The 16,697-nt window shown below is 71.4% G+C and carries 16 protein-coding genes; 6 read left to right on the forward strand and 10 right to left on the reverse strand.

What is annotated here, in order from left to right:
• Position 1 precedes the first annotated feature (1 nt).
• The 3 genes from cseC to IE295_RS31320 all read left to right on the forward strand — a co-directional run bounded on the left by cseC (position 2) and on the right by IE295_RS31320 (position 3,233).
• Positions 2-1,306: a two-component system sensor histidine kinase CseC gene (gene cseC, locus IE295_RS31310; RefSeq protein ID WP_190067179.1), complete on the forward strand. Its 1,305-nt coding sequence runs from the start codon at positions 2-4 to the stop codon at positions 1,304-1,306.
• A 92-nt stretch (positions 1,307-1,398) separates the two neighbouring features.
• Positions 1,399-2,421, forward strand: a complete 1,023-nt coding sequence (locus IE295_RS31315) for an ATP-binding cassette domain-containing protein (RefSeq protein ID WP_190067180.1) — start codon at positions 1,399-1,401, stop codon at positions 2,419-2,421.
• Positions 2,418-3,233, forward strand: coding sequence for an ABC transporter permease (locus IE295_RS31320; RefSeq protein ID WP_190067181.1), 816 nt, complete (start codon positions 2,418-2,420; stop codon positions 3,231-3,233). Before IE295_RS31315 ends, IE295_RS31320 begins: the two co-directional genes overlap by 4 nt.
• A 141-nt stretch (positions 3,234-3,374) precedes the next feature.
• Here the strand turns inward: IE295_RS31320 and IE295_RS31325 are convergent, their stop codons facing one another.
• Positions 3,375-4,130, reverse strand: coding sequence for a M23 family metallopeptidase (locus tag IE295_RS31325; protein WP_190067182.1), 756 nt, complete (start codon positions 4,128-4,130; stop codon positions 3,375-3,377).
• Positions 4,131-4,468: 338 nt separating this feature from the next.
• Here IE295_RS31325 and IE295_RS31330 point away from each other — a divergent pair, with 338 nt between their 5' ends.
• On the forward strand, positions 4,469-4,810 hold the full coding sequence (locus IE295_RS31330; RefSeq protein ID WP_190067183.1) for a trypco2 family protein: 342 nt from the start codon (positions 4,469-4,471) through the stop codon (positions 4,808-4,810).
• A gap of 10 nt (positions 4,811-4,820) precedes the next feature.
• A complete protein-coding gene (locus IE295_RS31335) occupies positions 4,821-7,580 on the forward strand; it encodes a serine protease (RefSeq protein WP_190067184.1) in 2,760 nt (919 codons plus the stop codon).
• 66 nt (positions 7,581-7,646) lie between these two features.
• Here IE295_RS31335 and IE295_RS31340 read toward each other — a convergent pair whose 3' ends face one another.
• The gene (locus tag IE295_RS31340) at positions 7,647-10,172 is read right to left on the reverse strand and encodes an ATP-dependent Clp protease ATP-binding subunit (RefSeq protein WP_190067185.1); all 2,526 of its coding nucleotides are present in this window, start codon (positions 10,170-10,172) and stop codon (positions 7,647-7,649) included.
• 501 nt (positions 10,173-10,673) lie between these two features.
• Between IE295_RS31340 and IE295_RS31345 the strand changes: the two genes are divergently transcribed.
• Positions 10,674-11,444: an SCO3374 family protein gene (locus IE295_RS31345; protein ID WP_190067186.1), complete on the forward strand. Its 771-nt coding sequence runs from the start codon at positions 10,674-10,676 to the stop codon at positions 11,442-11,444.
• Here IE295_RS31345 and IE295_RS31350 read toward each other — a convergent pair.
• The 8 genes from IE295_RS31350 to nadC all read right to left on the reverse strand — a co-directional run bounded on the left by IE295_RS31350 (position 11,375) and on the right by nadC (position 16,696).
• Complete coding sequence (locus IE295_RS31350; protein ID WP_190067187.1) at positions 11,375-11,716, reverse strand: histone-like nucleoid-structuring protein Lsr2; 342 nt, start codon at positions 11,714-11,716, stop codon at positions 11,375-11,377. The two genes, IE295_RS31345 and IE295_RS31350, sit on opposite strands and share 70 nt — an antisense overlap.
• Positions 11,717-11,880: 164 nt before the next feature.
• Positions 11,881-12,399 (reverse strand): amino-acid N-acetyltransferase, encoded by a 519-nt coding sequence (locus IE295_RS31355; protein WP_086572806.1) that lies wholly within the window; start codon positions 12,397-12,399, stop codon positions 11,881-11,883.
• Positions 12,400-12,408: 9 nt separating this feature from the next.
• Entirely contained in the window at positions 12,409-12,804 is a 396-nt protein-coding gene (locus IE295_RS31360) for a BlaI/MecI/CopY family transcriptional regulator (RefSeq protein ID WP_190067188.1), read from the reverse strand.
• Positions 12,805-12,936: 132 nt separating this feature from the next.
• A complete protein-coding gene (locus IE295_RS31365; protein ID WP_190067189.1) occupies positions 12,937-13,116 on the reverse strand; it encodes a hypothetical protein in 180 nt (59 codons plus the stop codon).
• Between the two features lie 181 nt (positions 13,117-13,297).
• Positions 13,298-14,038, reverse strand: a complete 741-nt coding sequence (locus IE295_RS31370) for a hypothetical protein (protein ID WP_190067190.1) — start codon at positions 14,036-14,038, stop codon at positions 13,298-13,300.
• A gap of 112 nt (positions 14,039-14,150) precedes the next feature.
• Complete coding sequence (locus IE295_RS31375; RefSeq protein ID WP_190067191.1) at positions 14,151-14,753, reverse strand: hypothetical protein; 603 nt, start codon at positions 14,751-14,753, stop codon at positions 14,151-14,153.
• A 123-nt stretch (positions 14,754-14,876) separates the two neighbouring features.
• Entirely contained in the window at positions 14,877-15,674 is a 798-nt protein-coding gene (locus IE295_RS31380) for a type III pantothenate kinase (RefSeq protein ID WP_190067192.1), read from the reverse strand.
• Positions 15,674-16,696, reverse strand: coding sequence for a carboxylating nicotinate-nucleotide diphosphorylase (gene nadC / locus IE295_RS34000; protein WP_224323584.1), 1,023 nt, complete (start codon positions 16,694-16,696; stop codon positions 15,674-15,676). The genes IE295_RS31380 and nadC overlap by 1 nt, the downstream gene beginning before the upstream one ends.
• Between the last annotated feature and the right edge of the window lies 1 nt (position 16,697).

Below are 16,697 nucleotides of genomic sequence, written 5' to 3' on the forward strand. Positions count from 1 at the left end.
CGTGGTGAAGCTCGCCCTCCGCAGCGGTCTGCGCTGGAAGGTCAGTCTGGCCATCGCGGGCGTCGGCGCGCTGGTCGCCGTCGCGCTCAGCCTCGTCGTCCACAACGCGGCGCGCGTCTCCATGCTCAACAGCAGCCGCGACCAGATGGACGACCGGGTACAGATCGCCCAGCGGTACTACGAATCCACCGGCGGCAAGCTGATGCTGCGCGCCAAGGTGGACGACCCCGCGCTGCCCAAGCCGCTGCGCGACGCCGCCGACGTGGGCCTGCGCGCCACCTACCTGCAGGACAACGGCAGCGGGGCCCCCGAGGTGTGGGCCTCCACGCCCCTGCGCAACGGCCGGATCCTGTCGATCCACACCCGCTTCAAGGACCGCTACGACATCCTCAACGACCTCGACCGGGCGCTGATCATCGGCTCGGTCTCCGTCGTCCTGGGCGGCTGCGCGCTCGGCATCCTCGTCGGCGGGCAGCTCTCCAGCCGCCTGCGCAAGGCCGCCACCGCCGCCCGCAAGCTCGCCGACGGCGACGACCCGGACGTCCGGGTGCGCGACGCCATCGGCGGCCGGGTGCGCGACGAGACCGACGACCTCGCCCGGGCCGTCGACGGCATGGCCGAGGCGCTGCGCGACCGGCTGGAGGCCGAGCGGCGCGTCACCGCCGACATCGCCCACGAGCTGCGCACCCCCGTGACCGGCCTGCTCACGGCCGCCGAGCTGCTGCCGCCGGGCCGGCCCACCGAGCTCGTACGGGACCGGGCGCAGGCCATGCGCACGCTCGTCGAGGACGTGCTCGAGGTCGCCCGGCTGGACGGCTTCGCCGAGCGCGCCGAGATGCAGGACATCGAGCTCGGCGAGTTCGTGCTGCGCCGGGTGCGGTCCGTGGCCCCCGACGCCGAGGTCACGGTCGTGCGCAACGCCTACGTCTCCACCGACCCGCGCCGCCTGGAGCGGATCCTGGGCAACCTGCTGGCCAACGCCGCCAAGCACGGCAAGGGCCCGGTCGAGGTCTCGGTCGAGGGCCGGGTGCTGCGCGTGCGCGACCACGGCCCCGGCTTCCCCGAGGAGCTGCTGAAGGAGGGGCCGAGCCGCTTCCGTACGGGCAGCAAGGACCGGGCCGGCAAGGGCCACGGCCTGGGCCTGACCATCGCCGCCGGGCAGGCCCGCGTCCTGGGCGCCCGCCTGACCTTCCGCAACGCCGACCCGGAGGCGGAGGGGGGCGGCGGCGCGATCGCGGTGCTCTGGCTCCCGGAGTCGTCCCCCACGAGCACGGGCAGCTTCCCGATCATTCAGGTGCCGGACTAGGAACCGGGGCGGGAAGCTCCGGTCGTCCACCACCGCGCGCGGTGTCAGTGGCATGGGTCACAGTTGAGGGAGTCGCTCCAAGGGGGACTGCCATGACGACCGGCACGACGTACGCGATCCGGGCCGAAGCACTGGTGAAGCGGTTCAAGGAGACCCCGGCGCTGGCCGGGGTCGACCTGGCCGCGCGCCCCGGCACCGTCCTCGGCCTCCTCGGGCCCAACGGCGCCGGCAAGACCACCGCCGTACGGGTCTTCGCCACCCTCCTGCGCCCCGACGCCGGCCGGGCCGAGGTCGCCGGCCACGACGTCGTGCGCGAGCCGGGCCGGGTGCGCGCCATGATCGGGCTCACCGGCCAGTACGCGGCCGTCGACGAACAGCTGACCGGCTCCGAGAACCTGCTGCTCATCGGCCGCCTGCTGGGCATGGCCAGGGCCGACGCCCGGGCCCGCGCCAGGGAGCTGCTGGAGCGCTTCCACCTCGACGACGCGGCCGGGCGGGCCGCCAAGACGTACTCCGGCGGCATGCGCCGCCGCCTCGACCTCGCGGCCAGCCTCGTCGGCCGGCCGCGCGTCCTCTTCCTCGACGAGCCGACCACCGGCCTCGACCCGCACAGCCGGGGCGAGCTGTGGGACATGCTGCGCGGCCTGGTCGCCGAGGGGGTCACCGCGCTGCTCACCACGCAGTATCTGAACGAGGCCGATCAGCTCGCCGACGACATCGTCGTGATCGACCGGGGCAAGGTGATCGCCGAAGGCACCCCGGACCAGCTGAAGTCGCAGGCCGGCGGGCAGGTGCTGCAGCTCAGACCGGTGCACCGGGCCGATCTGGCCACGGCCCACGCCCTGATCACGGAGGCGGCGGGCCCCCAGGCCCGGATCGAGGGCGACGGGATCACCGCCCCCGTCAACGACCCGGCCCTGATGCCCTCGGTCGTGCGACGGCTGGACCAGGCGTCGATCGCGGTCGGCGAGCTGAGCCTGCGCCGCTCCTCCCTGGACGAGGTGTTCCTGGCCCTGACCGGGCACCGCACGGGGCCCGGCGGGGACCCGGACGGGCAGGATCCGGGCGGGCCGGGCCCAGGCGGGCGCGGTCCGGACGGCGGGGGGCCGTCATGACCGCCACCGCCCCCGCCGTCTCGCCCCGGCTGCGCGGGAGCGGCCGCGTGCGTCCCCTGGACGCGCTGCGGCAGACCGCCACGCTGGCCTGGCGGAGCCTGGTGTCCATCAAGCACAACCCCCTGGAGCTGGTGGACTACAGCATCACGCCGATCATGTTCGTGTTCCTGTTCACCTACGTGTTCGGCGGGCAGATGGCGGGCTCGCCCGAGGAGTATCTGCGGTACGCGCTCGCCGGGGTGATCGTCCAGAACACGCTGTTCATGACCACGTACACCGCGATGTCGCTGAACACCGACCTGACCAAGGGCGTCTTCGACCGGCTGCGGAGCCTGCCGATCGCCAGATCCGCGCCGCTGTTCGGCCGGATCGCCGCCGACCTCGTCAAACAGCTGTGGGCGATGCTGCTGATGATCGCCCTGGGCGTCGCCCTGGGCTTCCGGATCACCGGCGGGCCGGGCGGCTTCCTGGGCGCCACGCTGATGCTGTTGATCTTCGCCGCCGCCGTGTCCTGGATCGCGGTGCTGATCGGCATGCTGGCGGGCGACGCCGAGAAGGTGCAGGTCTTCGCGTTCGTGCTGATCTTCCCGATCACATTCACCAGCAGCGCCTTCGTGCGGGTGGAGACCATGCCGGGCTGGCTGCAGGCCTGGGTGCACGTCAATCCCGTCACCCACCTGTCGGACGCCTTCAGGGGGCTGCTGCTCGGCGACGCGACGGGCCGCTCGGTGCTGTGGACGCTGGCATGGGCGGCGGGCATCGCGGCGGTGTTCATACCGGTGGCGATGCGGGCCTACCGCGCCCGGACGTAGCCCCGGCCGGGGGCCTGTCGGCCGGGTGCGTACCGGCCGCGGCGTGGGGCGCGCACGACGAAGCCGGCGCACCGCGGGTGAGGCGGTGCGCCGGCTCGTGACGCTGTGCGGGCGTTGCCCGCGGGGAGGCGTCCGGTGGGATCAGAGGTTCTCGCCGTGGGCCTTCAGGAAGCCGACGGGCTCGATGCCGGAGCCGTAGTTCGGGGTGGTGCGGATCTCGAAGTGCAGGTGGGGACCGGACGAGTTGCCGGTGGAGCCGGAGAGACCGATCACCTGGCCGGTGGTCACGGTCTGGCCGACGGACACCTTCACCTGCGAGAGGTGGGCGTACTGCGAATACGTGTTGTTGTCGTGCTTGATCACGATGGCGTTGCCGTACGCCGGACCGTCGCCGCCGCCGTTGGGGCCGGCCTTGACGACCGTACCGCCGTGGACGGACATGACGGCGGTGCCGGTGCCGACGACGAGGTCCTGGCCGCTGTGCTTGTGGGCCCACATGGAACCGGCCTTACCGAAGGGCTGGCCGATCTGGTAGCCGGCGACGGGGGCGACCCAGCCGTCGGCACGCTTGCGCGAGGCCTCGGCCTGCTTACGGGCCTCCTCGGCCTGCTTGCGGGCCTCGTCGGCACGCTTGGCGGCGTCCCGCTTGGCCTGCTCGGCGGCCTGCTTCTCCTTCTCCGCCACCTTCAGCTGGGTGGCGGCCTGCGTGTTCAGCGCGTCGTCGAGGGCGACGACGGACGCGAACGCGGGGAACTCGCTCACCGTAGCGGTGGTGTCGGCTGCGAGCGCGACCCCGGAACCCAGCGCGACCGAGGCTCCCAGACCGGCGGCCACGACAGCGGCACGGGTGCGGAGAACGGCCTTGCTCGAGTTACGGAAAGCGGTGCGCTTCGACATACGGATAAACCTCCAGGCAATAAACAGGTCCCGACTGCGGGCCGGGATCGCCATACCTTGGTAACCAGCGCTTCCCGGGGCTGTCGAGTGCCCCTCCTACTAGCGGATGCCGTAGCCGGAGAATGAATTCCGTGAATGGCCGACCGCCGCCTCCCCCGGAATTTCGGGGCAATTCCCGAGATCGACTTTTCCGCTATGCGGCGTAGTAGCGGCGAAATCGCCTGTGCGCCATGTCACCGCGGAGGCCGGTCCGGACCCCGCATTCCGCGGTCGGAGACCCAAGATCGGCGGTACGCTCCGGACGGCAGACATGTACGCATCGTGCGGGGGGTCTCGCAGTGAGCAACGATTTCGAGGACATAGAGCTGGCGGAGGCGGTACGGGCGATCCGCGACGGCCTGGTGGACGCGGCGGCGGCCGGGGCCGCCGAGCGGCTGGCGTTCGACGTCGGCGAGATCGCCCTGGAGTTCACGGTGGAGCTCCGCCGGGACGCCACGGGCAAGGGCGGCGTGAAGGCCTGGGTCGTCGACGCGGGCACGGAGGCCACGCGCGGCTCGACCCGCACCCACCGGGTCGCCTTCACCCTGACCCCCAGGGACCGGCACACGGGCGACGGCTGGAAGGTCGGCAACGACCGGGCGGCGGGACTGTCGGGATTCGGCTCCACCGCCGAGCAGTGAGGGCTGAGCAGTGAGGTCGGTGGAGGACCGGCTGGTGGTGGTGCTGGCGGCGCAGCAGGGGAGCGGCGTGCTCCTCACCCCGAATCTCATCCTCACCAGCTGCCACATCTTCGACTTCAGCGGCAGTGCGGTGGCCGAGGCGGCCGCGCCGGGCGGCGCGGGCACGGTGAGCTGCGAAGTCCTGTGGGCCGGCCACCCCGACCGCTGCGACGCCGCGCTCCTGCGGGCCCGGCGCGACCTGGTCCCCGCCGAACGCCTGCCACCCCTGCGCTGGGGCACCCTCGCCGCCGACCAGCCGGTGGCCGACTGCCAGATCCTCGGCTTCCCGCAGGTGCAGCGATACCGGGGCAACGAGCTGGAGGCCGCACAGATCCTCGGCACGCTGACACCCCTGTCCGGGCGGATGCGCGGCAGATACGTCCTGCACAGCGACCACCACCCGCCCGGGGCCTACTCCGAGGGATCCCCCTGGGCGGGCCTGTCCGGCGGCCCGCTCTTCGCCGGGCCGGTGCTGCTGGGGATCGCCACCGAGGACCCGCAGGGCTGGGAACACTCGGCCGTCGACGCGGTACCGGTTTCCCGCATCCTCGCCGAGGGCCTGAGCGAGGTGCTGAAGCAGTACTGGCCGGCCGCCCCGGCCCTCGAGGAGCTCAGCGGCCCCGACCCCCGGGACCTCGCCCACGAGGAGCAGTACGCGAAGGCCGTCAAGGCCCGCTACAGCCGCATGGAGGTCTTCGGGCTCGACGACCTGGGGACGAACGAGAACAGCTGGGACCTGGACACCGCGTACCTGAGCCTGGAGGCGCGGAAGACGGGTCCGGAGACGTCCCTCCGGCCGGAGCGGCAGCGCATCGAGGATCTCCTCGGCTCGCGCCCCCGAACGGTCCTGCGCGGCGAGGCCGGCGCGGGCAAGACCACGCTGGTGTGGTGGCTGGCCTCCCATGCCGTCTGCCGCACCATGCCCAGGAAGCTGAGCGAGCTCGACGGCCTGATCCCCTTCGTGATCCCCATGCGCAGCCTCGCCGCCCAGGGCATCACCAGCCCCACGCCCGCCCAGCTCCCGACCATCGCGCAGCTGCCCGTGGACGACCCGCCGACGGGCTGGGCGGGCCGGGTCCTGGCGGCGGGCCGCGGGCTCCTGCTGGTCGACGGCCTGGACGAGCTGCCCCAGGCCGACCGCGCCCCGGCCCGGCAATGGCTCGCCCAGCTCCTGCGGATGTACCCCGGGACCCGCTGCCTCGTCACCGTGCGCCCGCTGGCCGTCGAACAGGCCTGGCTGGAGTCGGAGGGCTTCGAGGAGCTGCAGCTCCTGCCCATGAGCGACGCCGACATCCAGGCGTTCGTCACCGCCTGGCACAAGGCCGCGCGGCTCGAATGCCGCGTCTTCGCCGACGAGCTGCGGGCAGGGCAGGAGCGCGAACGCCTCACCGCCCTGGAGCGCGACCTCCGCTCGGAGTTCCAGCGCAGCGCCGGCCTTCGCGACCTCGCCCGCACCCCGCTGCTGTGCGCGGTCATCTGCGCCCTGCACCGCCGCCGCAGCGGCCTGCTCCCCCGCACCCGCTGGCAGCTCTACCAGGCCGCCCTGTCGATGCTGCTCGGCAACCGCGACGCCTACCGCCGCGTGGGCACCCCCGAAGGCGTCGAGCTGACCGTCGACGACAGCCGCCAGCTCCTCCAGCACATCGCGGCCTGGCTGGTACGCAACAACCGCGCCGAGCTCTCCCACACGCAGGCGGTGCGCCAGCTGGAATCGGCCATGAAGGGCCTGCGGCACGTACGGGAGCAGGGCACGGCGGAACAGGTCCTCACGCACCTGCTCAACCGCAGCGGCCTGCTGCAGGAGCGCACGACGAATTCCCTCCAGTTCATCCACCGCACCTTCCAGGACTATCTGGCGGCCAAGGAATTCCAGGAGAGCGACTCACTGGACGAGCTGCTGAGCCACGCGGCGGACGAGCAGTGGCAGGACGTCATCCGGCTGGTCGTCGGGCACTGCGGGCGCAGCGAGGTCCGGGGGGTCATCGACGGCCTGATCGCGGCCGGCGACGCGGCAGCACCGGACCGTGCGTCGCAATGGCGGCTGCGCAGCCTCGCGGCCGGGTGCGCGATCGCGGCGACCTACCTGGGGGACGCACAGCGGGAGGCGGTGTGGAAGGGGATCAGGGCACTGGGTCCCCCACTCGATCCGGGCGAAGTCATACACCTGTCCTCGCTGGGGCCCGATGTCCTGCCACACCTACCGGATATGGAGAAGCTGGACCTCCCTATTGCCACGATGATCATGGTTGTCCTGGCGCATCAGGGACGTGCGGCGTTTCCCTGCCTGAAGAGGTACGGGCAGCACGAATCCCCCGAGATCCGCGCCAGGGTCGTCGCAGTGTGGACCAGCATGGAGCTCCAAGCTTTCGCAAAAGAAGTCCTCGCTACCATGAGGCTGGACGACCTCACCCTCTACATCACAGAGGCTGGGCAACTTCGCGTACTGGGTGGCCTCGAGCCTCTCAATACACATCTCGCTTTGGACGTGGGCGTTATTGCCGGGCTCGACAGCGTGCCGCCGCTGAAACATTACGGATCTGCCAGCGTCTTCCTCCACGAGGACTGCACGATTGACGCGGCGTTCTTCCGGGCCTTCCCCGACCTTTGCCGCCTCGAGCTTCAGGCGCTGGATCCCTGCAAGGTCACGGTGACCTCTGCCACCTGCCTCACCGCCCTGGATGTGCAGGTCCGTGGCGACCTTGAGCTGACCGTCTCGGACGGCAACCTCTGAGCCCAAAGAAATCGGCCCCGGAACCGTGTTTCCACGGTCCCGGGGCCGACCCCACTCACTTATCCGTTACGCGTCCTTCGACAGGTTGGGCCCGGCCCCGCCCGTCGCGGACTCCACCGGCGGGGTGTCGGGGAGTGCCGACTTCTCCTCGCCGCGGAAGGTGAACTTCTTCTCCTCGCCTCCGCCCTCCGTGCCGACGACCACGATGTGGCCCGGACGGAGCTCGCCGAAGAGGATCTTCTCGGACAGGATGTCCTCGATCTCGCGCTGGATGGTGCGGCGCAGCGGGCGGGCGCCCAGGATCGGGTCGTAGCCCTTCTTCGCCAGCAGCAGCTTCGCGTCCCCGCTGAGCTCGATGCCCATGTCGCGGTCCTTGAGCCGCTCGTCCACCTTGGCGATCATCAGGTCGACGATCTGGATGATGTCTTCCTGCGACAGCTGGTGGAAGACCACCGTGTCGTCGACGCGGTTGAGGAACTCGGGCCGGAAGTGCTGCTTGAGCTCTTCGTTGACCTTGGCCTTCATCCGCTCGTACCCGGTCTTGACGTCGCCCTGGGCGGCGAAGCCCAGGTTGAAGCCCTTGGAGATGTCCCGGGTGCCGAGGTTCGTCGTCATGATGATGACGGTGTTCTTGAAGTCGACCACGCGGCCCTGGGAGTCGGTCAGGCGACCGTCCTCCAGGATCTGCAGCAGCGAGTTGAAGATGTCCGGGTGGGCCTTCTCGACCTCGTCGAAGAGGACCACGGAGAACGGCTTGCGGCGCACCTTCTCGGTGAGCTGGCCGCCCTCTTCGTAGCCGACGTATCCAGGCGGGGAGCCGAAGAGGCGCGAGACGGTGTGCTTCTCGCTGAACTCCGACATGTCGAGGGAGATCAGCGCGTCCTCGTCGCCGAAGAGGAATTCGGCGAGCGTCTTGGACAGCTCCGTCTTACCCACGCCGGACGGGCCGGCGAAGATGAACGATCCGCCGGGGCGCTTGGGGTCCTTCAGGCCCGCACGGGTGCGCCGGATGGCCTGGGAGAGCGCCTTGATGGCGTCCTTCTGGCCGATGACGCGCTTGTGCAGCTCGTCCTCCATGCGCAGCAGGCGGGAGGACTCCTCCTCCGTCAGCTTGAAGACCGGGATGCCGGTGGCCGTGGCGAGGACCTCGGCGATCAGCTCGCCGTCGACCTCGGCGACGACGTCCATGTCGCCGGCCTTCCACTCCTTCTCCCGCTTGGCCTTGGCGGCCAGGAGCTGCTTCTCCTTGTCGCGGAGGGAGGCGGCCTTCTCGAAGTCCTGCGAGTCGATCGCGGACTCCTTCTCCCGGCGCACGTCGGCGATCTTCTCGTCGAACTCGCGGAGGTCCGGCGGCGCGGTCATCCGGCGGATGCGCATCCGGGAGCCGGCCTCGTCGATCAGGTCGATCGCCTTGTCCGGCAGGAAGCGGTCGGAGATGTAGCGGTCGGCGAGGGTGGCGGCCTGGACCAGCGCCTCGTCGGTGATGGAGACGCGGTGGTGAGCCTCGTAGCGGTCGCGCAGACCCTTGAGGATCTCGATGGTGTGCGGCAGCGACGGCTCGGCGACCTGGATGGGCTGGAAGCGGCGCTCGAGGGCGGCGTCCTTCTCCAGGTGCTTGCGGTACTCGTCGAGCGTGGTGGCGCCGATCGTCTGCAGCTCGCCTCGCGCCAGCATGGGCTTGAGGATCGAGGCGGCGTCGATGGCGCCCTCGGCGGCACCCGCACCGACCAGCGTGTGGAGCTCGTCGATGAACAGGATGATGTCGCCGCGGGTGCGGATCTCCTTGAGGACCTTCTTCAGGCGCTCTTCGAAGTCACCGCGGTAGCGGGAGCCGGCGACCAGGGCGCCGAGGTCGAGGGTGTAGAGGTGCTTGTCCTTGAGGGTCTCGGGCACCTCGCCCTTGACGATGGCCTGGGCCAGGCCCTCGACGACGGCGGTCTTGCCGACGCCGGGCTCGCCGATGAGGACCGGGTTGTTCTTGGTACGGCGGGACAGCACCTGCATGACCCGCTCGATCTCCTTCTCGCGCCCGATGACCGGGTCGAGCTTGGATTCGCGGGCGGCCTGCGTCAGGTTGCGGCCGAACTGGTCCAGGACGAGCGAGGTCGAGGGCGTGCCCTCGGCCGGGCCGCCGGCGGTGGCGGCTTCCTTGCCCTGGTAGCCGGAGAGCAGCTGGATGACCTGCTGCCGCACCCGGTTCAGGTCGGCGCCCAGCTTCACGAGGACCTGGGCGGCGACGCCCTCGCCCTCACGGATCAGGCCGAGCAGGATGTGCTCGGTGCCGATGTAGTTGTGGCCGAGCTGGAGGGCCTCGCGGAGCGACAGCTCCAGGACCTTCTTGGCACGGGGCGTGAAGGGGATGTGCCCGGACGGGGCCTGCTGGCCCTGGCCGATGATCTCCTCCACCTGCTGGCGGACCGCCTCGAGCGAAATCCCGAGGCTCTCCAGGGCCTTAGCGGCGACACCCTCACCCTCGTGGATCAGGCCCAGGAGGATGTGCTCGGTGCCGATGTAGTTGTGGTTGAGCATCCGGGCTTCTTCCTGAGCCAGGACGACAACCCGCCGCGCACGGTCGGTGAACCTCTCGAACATCGTTAATCGCTCCTCAGAGCGGTCAGGCAGTTAGGGGTCGGTCCCCTCCCTGTCCTTCCGCATGCTAGTCCCGCTGGGCGGGACAGCTCATTCCAACTGCCGACACCCGTCCGGATCACCCCCGCGCCGGCGGGGAAACCTGCTGCCGAACAGCCGACATCTCCTCCAACCCGATGGTGGGAGACGATGTTCCCGCAGGCCAGGCATATACGCCCACCACCACTACGCCCATGGCGAACGCCCGGCCGGGCCGACACGCCCGTCCACGGCCCCGCCGCCACCCCTGATGACGCGGTCCGGGCCCCGTTGTACAGCCTCTTCCCACGGGGAATGTCTTACCCGTGGGGACTGACACTCCATGCGGCGCGGGGCTTTCCCATCCGCTACGGGCGAACACCCTCGCGCCATCCGGAGCGCCTGTGCGCCCCTGTCCTCTTATACGGAGCGTGCCCAACTATCCACCCAGCGTAACCTCTTGGGCTTTCCACAGTTGCACCGTTCATGACGGTAGCCCTCCCGCGCCCGTGCCGCCCCCCGGACGACCCGCACGCGCCGCCGCCCGCGGGCCCACCTGCGGTTTCCGCCGCGGACGCGGCGTCACCCGAGGATCCGCGCAGTCGGCGGAGATGGCGCCAGTGGTACGAGTGCGTCCTGGGCTGGCCCACCTGGCCGGCCGAGGGCGGCCGGCCCCTGGAGCTGATCACAGGAGTCCGCTTCGACGCGCTGGGAATGCCCGCCGAGGCCGGGTTCGCCGTGCTCGGCCGGGTGCCGGCCACAGGGCCGGTGGCGCTGGACGGGCGGGCCCGGAGGATGTGGTTCCTGACCGCCGTCGGCAGCGCCGACGAGCTGCCGGGGCTGCTCGCCTGGCTGGAATGGGGCGGGATCGCCCTGGAGCTGTCCGTGCTGGGCCCGGGAGGCCGGCTGGTCGCTCCGGAGCCCTCAGGGGTCCGTCGCGCGCTCAGGGGGCCGTACGGGCCCGGGAACGCCGTGGAGGCCGTATGGGTGCGGCCCCCCGATCCCGGGGGCGCGGTGGAGCCGACGCTGCCGGTGGCCGGCCTCGGGGGCGACGGCGGCGCCCCCGATCTCGTACGGCTCGTGAGCGCGGCGGCCACGGAGTGCCACCGGAACCGGCTGCTGCGCGCCGCTCGGGCGCGCAGGGACCAGCCGCCGGACCGGCCCGCGGGGCCGGGTGATCCGGACGATCAGGCGTTGGCCTTCTCGTACGCCTCACGGATCTCGGCGGGCACACGGCCACGGTCGTTGACGTTGTAGCCGTTCTCCTTGGCCCAGGCGCGAATCTTCGCGGTGTCCGGGCTGCCGGCGGCGGTGGCACCGGCGCGGGCCTTGCCGCGGGCGCCGGCCGTGCGGCCACCGGTACGACGGGCCGCCTTGACGTAGTCCGCGAGCGCCTCACGCAGCTTGTCCGCGTTGTCGGTGGTGAGGTCGATCTCGTAGGACTTGCCGTCCAGGGCGAACGTCACGGTCTCGTCGGCCTCGCCGCCGTTGAGGTCGTCGACAAGAAGGACCTGAACCTTCTGCGCCACGGGGGATTCCTTTCATCAGCGTAAAAGGGATTACGGAGGAATAGCAAACCGCCTTTCTCGGAAAAACACAAACCCCCCGGGAAGGTTCAGCCCGCCTTCGGCGTGGGAACGATGGCTTCCGGGCCCGCACGATAGGGGCGCGATTCGGACATAGAGACCGCGCTTCACAGATGCAGAAGCATCCGGCTGTTGCCAAGGGTGTTCGGCTTCACTCGTTCGAGACCCAGGAACTCGGCAACGCCCTCGTCATAGGAACGCAGCAGCTCGCTGTACACATCACCGTCCACCGGGGTCTCACCGATCTCGACGAAGCCGTGCTTCGCGAAGAAGTCGACTTCGAAGGTGAGGCAGAAAATGCGCCGCACTCCCAGCCAGCCAGCCGTGCGCAGCAGCTTGTCCAGTAGCAGGTGGCCGACTCCGCCGCCGCGGACATCCGGGTCGACGGCGAGAGTGCGTACCTCCGCGAGGTCTTCCCACATCACGTGGAGCGCGCCGCACCCGATGACCGTACCGTCCTCGTCCCGCTCCGCGACCCAGAACTCCTGGATGTCCTCGTAAAGCGTCACCGTGGCTTTGTCGAGCAGGATGCGGTCGCGCACGTAGCTGTTGAGGAGGCGGCGCAGCGCGGGTACATCGCTGGTGCGGGCCCTGCGGACGGTGACGACTTTAGTGAGAGCGGGCATGTCCGGACGCTATCGTCCCGGGGTCCCGGGAGCCTCGTCGGGCCCGTCGAGTTGGGCGACCCGGATCGCGTCGCGGAGGGCTTCGCGTTGTTCGGCCGACATCATGCCGAAGAAGGCGACGAGAGCGGCGGCGGGGTTGTCGCTGAGGGACCAGGCTTCGTTCATCAGTGCGGCCGAGTAGGCGGCCCGGTTGGAGACCGCTTCATATCGATAGGCGCGGCCTTCGGCTTCCCGCCGCAGCCAGCCCTTCTGATACAGGTTGTCCATTACGGTCATCACGGTGGTGTAGGCGATGGACCGTTCCTGCTGAAGGTCTTCCAGCACTTCCCGAACAGTGACCGGTCGGTTCCACTCCCACACGCGCGTCATCACGGCGTCTTCCAGATCACCCAGGCGTCGAACCACACGCGAATAATAGTGGGAGATGTCTCGAATGCCGGTTTATCGGGGCGGCAATCCCCCGACTAAAAAAGGGCGCACGGTCCGAGAATTCGGTCTCGGTGCGTACGCCCCGGTGCGGGACGGTCGTCCCGTGCCTCAGGCCGTGGTGCCCTTGGAAGCCTGCCGGGCGGACTCGGCGCGGGCCAGCGCGGCGTCGACAATGGCGTCTTCCTTGGCCTTGTTCGCACCGCCCTGGCTCTTGATGATCGTCACAACCAGCGCGGTGAAAGCCACCGCCATCACCACGGGCGGGACCAACGCGGCGACATAATCCATGGCCGTCGGCTCCTTCTGGATCGGGGTCTGCGCATGCGCATGCTGAGCGACGCGTCCAGATTACGCGCCCGCCCCGCGCGCCGGAGCGGCCGGGTGGGGCCGGGGCGAACGGGGCGAGTCGGACGGGGACGGGGTCCGGCAATACGTACCGGCCGGTCGGTCAGACAGTGGTCCGGGGGCGTCAGGCGGGGCGGGCCGTCGGCAGGGCGAGGACCGTCGGCGGAGTGGGCTTGCGGCGCGGCGGGAACACCTCGCCGGGCGTCGGGATGGGCCGGCCCGGCTGCGACGGCCTGGGCGCCGAGGGGGGAGCGGCCGGCGGCGGGGTCGCCGCGGGCCTGTTCGGCGGCGCGGGGCTCTCCCCCGGCTTGGGGCCGGGCCTCGGCTGCGGTTCGGCCGCGTGCGGGGCCGAACCGCCGGGCAGCGCGCGCAGGCGGCCGCCCGCGGGCTGCGGCCGGGCACCCGGCACGGCGGGCGCCGTGCGGGCCGCGAGCCGGGCCCGTACCGCCCGCTCGGCGAGCCGCTCGCAGCGCAGCAGCAGGGCCCTGCGACGGGCGGCCTCGGCCTCGCCGGAGGGGGCCGCGCACAGGGAGCGCAGGGCGGCGAGGTCCTCGGGGCCGGGCCCGTAGCCGTCCGCGAGGGCGTCCTGGAGCCGCCGCGCGTAGCCGGGCGCGGCGCCCGGCAGGGCGTCGCGGTAGCGGGCGAGGTCGGCGAGGAGGAAGTCGCGCAGCCGGGCGCCTTCGCTCGCGGCCTCGGTCATGGCCTCCGTGAGCCGGAGGCAGTCGCGCACCTCCGCGTCCCGCTCGGGGCCGGGGCGGGCAGGGACGCAGTGGGGGCGGAGTGCGATGTCGAGGGCACGGCGCAGCACGCGCAGCTCGTCCGCGCTGAACGCCATGCCGCCGCGGGTTCCATAGGGCGTGGGCATGGGCCGACTTTAAGTGCTAAGCGGACAAAATTCGCTTAGCACACGATCTTGGGCGTGGCACGCCGGGATGTGGCACGCCGGGATGACGCCGGGGACGCGGCCGCCCGCGGGCTCAGGGCTCCCGGCGGCGGGCGGCGCCCAGGGCGATGGCGCCGGCCGAGAGCGCGGTCCCGGACGTGGCGGCGATCAGCAGGGTGCCGGAGGCGACCCGGCCCCCGGTCGCGCGGTACGGCGTACCGGAATCCTTCACGTCGACGAGGATCGGCGCGGAGTCGTTGCCGGGATCCGCGTCCGGGTCGGGTTCCTCGTCGCGGTCGACCACCCGGACCCAGCCCTCGGCGCCGTCGATCTTCTCGTCGATGCGGACCTGGAAGCTCAGCGTCTCCAGGTCGTCCGCGGGGAAATCCGCGCCGAGGGCGCAGAGGTACGTGCGGGCGTTCCCCTCGCCCGGCGTGCAGGCGGCCGCCGAGACGATCGTGGTGCCCTCGGGTGCCGTGACCTCGTACGCCCGGTCCGCCAGCGCCCGGCCGGGGCCCGCCTTGCGCACGCCCAGCTCGACGTCGACCGTCTCGCCCACGCGGCCGGTGACCGGGTGGGCGACGGCCTGGTAGTCGGCGCGGGCAGTCGCCGTCCCGGCCGCCTCGGCGGCGGTCGGGGCCAGGCCGGCCGCCGCCACGAGGGCGGCCGCCGCCACCAGTCGCAGTGATCGCTTCACGCTGCCCACGCCCCAGCCCATCCGGTGCCCTGATCCGCTCTGACAGCAGTCAGGACAGTCCTGGGCGCCGGTTGGTTGCCTCAAGGGGGCGGCGGGCGGGCGCGGGTGAGGTGTTTTCAGACCTCAGCCCCGGGCGACGTTCCGCTCGTACACCAGCCGCAGGCCGATCAGCGTCAGCCACGGTTCGTGCTCGTCGATGACGCTCGCCTCGCCCAGCACCAGCGGCGCCAGGCCGCCCGTCGCGATGACCGTGACGTCGTCGGGGTCGTCCGCCAGCTCGCGCGCCATGCGGCTCACGACCCCGTCGACCTGGCCCGCGAAGCCGTAGAGGATGCCGGACTGCATGGCCTCGACGGTGTTCTTGCCGATGACGCTGCGCGGCCGGGCGATCTCGATCTTGCGGAGCTGGGCGCCCCTGACGCCCAGCGCCTCCGTGGAGATCTCGATGCCGGGGGCGATGACGCCGCCGACGTACTCCCCGCGCGCGCTGACCGCGTCGAACGTGGTGGCCGTGCCGAAGTCGACGACGACGCACGGGCCGCCGTAGAGCTCGACGGCGGCGACCGCGTTGATGATGCGGTCCGTGCCGACCTCCTTGGGCTGGTCCATGAGGATCGGCACGCCGGTCTTCACGCCCGGCTCGACCAGGATGGCCGGTACGTCGCCGTAGTAGCGGCGGGTCACCTCGCGCATCTCGTGCAGCACGGAGGGGACCGTCGAGCAGATGCAGATGCCCTCGATGCCCTCGCCCAGTTCGTCGCCGAGCAGCGGGTGGCGGCCCATCAGCCCCTGCAGCAGCACCGCGAGTTCGTCGGCGGTGCGGCGGGGGTCGGTGGAGATGCGCCAGTGCTCGACGATGTCCTCGCCGTCGAACAGGCCGAGGACGGTCTGGGTGTTGCCGACATCGATGGTGAGCAGCATCAGTGGTCCTCTTCCCGCAGGTCCAGCCCGATGTCGAGGATCGGGGCGGAGTGGGTGAGGGCGCCGACGGCCAGGTAGTCGACGCCGGTGTCCGCGTAGGCGCGGGCGTTGGCCAGCGTCAGGCGGCCCGAGGACTCCAGCTTGGCGCGGCCCGCGACGAGTTCGACGGCCTCGCGGGTCTGCTCGGGCGTGAAGTTGTCGAGCATGACCAGGTCGGCGCCCTCGGCCAGGACCGGCGGGATCTGGTCGATGCGGTCGACCTCGACCTCGATCGCGACGTCGGGGAACTCCCGGCGCACGGCCCGGAAGGCCTCGGCCACGCCGCCGGCGGCGATCACGTGGTTGTCCTTGACCAGGGCGGCGTCCGACAGCGACATGCGGTGGTTGACGCCGCCGCCGCAGCGGACCGCGTACTTCTCCAGGGCGCGCAGCCCGACCGTCGTCTTGCGGGTGTCGCGGACCGCGGCGCCGGTGCCCTCCAGGGCGTCGGCCCAGGCGCGGGTGGCGGTGGCGATGCCGGACAGGTGGCACAGGATGTTGAGCATGCTGCGCTCGGCGGTGAGCAGGTCGGTCGTGCGGGCGCGGACCGTCAGCAGCTTCTGGCCGGCCTCCACCCGGTCGCCGTCCTCCACGTGCCGCTCGACCTCGAACTCGTCGGTGCAGGCCACCGAGAGGATCGCCTCTGCGACGCGCAGGCCGGCGATCGTGCCGGCCTCGCGGGCGGTGAAGTCGCCGGTGGCCACCGCGTCCTCGGGGACGGTCGCGAAGGTGGTGATGTCCTTGCCGCCGTCGAGGTCCTCCTCGATGGCCAGGTGCGCGATGTCCTCGATCTGCAGCGGGTCCAGCCCGGCCGCGACCAGCAGCCGTACGAGCTCGGGGTCGAGCCCGCACTCGTAGGCCTCGACGTCGTACGCGTCGCCGCCGCAGCCGCAGGCGTCGCCGCAGCCACCGGACGCGTCCTCGGCGGGCTCCTGGCCGGACCGGCCGATCTGGTGCAGCGGACGGTCGTCGTTGGTGCTCACG

The sequence above is a fragment of the Streptomyces griseocarneus genome, from assembly GCF_014655595.1.
In the GTDB taxonomy this organism is placed as follows: Bacteria; Actinomycetota; Actinomycetes; order Streptomycetales; family Streptomycetaceae; genus Streptomyces; species Streptomyces griseocarneus.